At 64.9% G+C, this 1241-nt stretch carries 1 protein-coding gene; it reads left to right on the forward strand.

The annotated features are described in order from the left end of the window. The coding region (locus tag EOA85_RS35550) for an alpha/beta hydrolase (RefSeq protein ID WP_127212752.1) at window positions 1-999 on the forward strand (999 nt) is incomplete at its 5' end. Between the last annotated feature and the right edge of the window lie 242 nt (window positions 1000-1241).

Raw genomic sequence — 1241 nt, forward strand, 5'->3', positions numbered from 1 at the left:
CTGCTCGGCAGCGCCATGGTGTCAGCGCCGGTGACGGAAATCGCCGGCAACCACAGCATCTTCATCGCCACGACGCGCAAGCGCTCCGACGATCCCAGCAAGGTTTTCGACCGTGAGCGCTCGGCCACGCTGAACTATGCCCGCGCCAACGTCACCGTGCCGGGGACCCACGAAACCGGTCGGATCGAGCGGCGTTCGCGCGGCAAGTCGAACGATCCGGCCAAATACTTCATGGCCTCCGACGTCGTCGGCTACGACACCGCGCCGAAATTCTCCAGCGCGCTCAGCACCGACATCGCCGCGCGCGGCGGCCGCGTCATGGTCTTCGTCCACGGCTACAACACCGGTTTCGACGCCGCCGTCTACCGCGTCACCCAGATCGCCCATGATTCCGGCTACCCGGGCACGCCGGTGCTGTTTTCCTGGGCGTCGGGCGCCAAGACCAGGGACTATGTCTACGACAGGGAAAGCGCCAGTGCTGCCCGCGACCAGCTGGAAGTGACGCTGAGGATGCTCGCGCAGACCGGCGCGCGGCGCATCGACATCGTCGCGCATTCGCTGGGAACCTGGGTTACCATGGAAGCGCTGCGCCAGCTCGCCATCAACGGCGACCGCGATCTCGGCGGCAAGCTCGGCGACGTCGTGCTGGCCTCGCCCGACATCGATGTCGACGTGTTCAAGAGCCAGATGCGCCGCTACGGCAAGCCGAACAAGCCATTCATCCTGCTCCTGTCCGACGACGACCGGGCGCTGCGGCTCTCCGGCCTGATCGCCGGCTCGCGGCCGCGCGTCGGCGACTACAAGGACGCCGCCGACCTCGCCGACTATGGCGTGAGCGTTGTCGATCTCTCCAGCGTCAAGGGATCGGACCGTTTCAACCACACCAAATTTGCCGACAACCCCGGGCTGGTGAAGATGATCGGCCAGCGGCTGCGCGAGGATGACGGATTTGCCAGCGACCGCGAGGTAACCGACCGCATCAGCCTGCTCGGACAGTGAGGTGCGTTCCACGCCCTGTTACTTTCGTCGTGCGTGTTCACGGTTGCGGCACCATCGAATCACTTTCAACTGGACCGGGCCGGACCTTGGCTTTATCGAAATAGCGAGCGACGTCACCAGCTTGACGTCCCCCTTGCGGGAGCCTGCGTGACCGTGCGTTCGAAGATTTTTCTCGTCGTAGCGTTTGCGCTCGCCGTTACCGGCTGCGCCGGCGGGAAAACACACGACCTTCTCAACACGAC

The sequence above is a fragment of the Mesorhizobium sp. M5C.F.Ca.IN.020.29.1.1 genome (assembly GCF_003997375.1).
Taxonomy (GTDB): Bacteria; Pseudomonadota; Alphaproteobacteria; order Rhizobiales; family Rhizobiaceae; genus Mesorhizobium; species Mesorhizobium wenxiniae.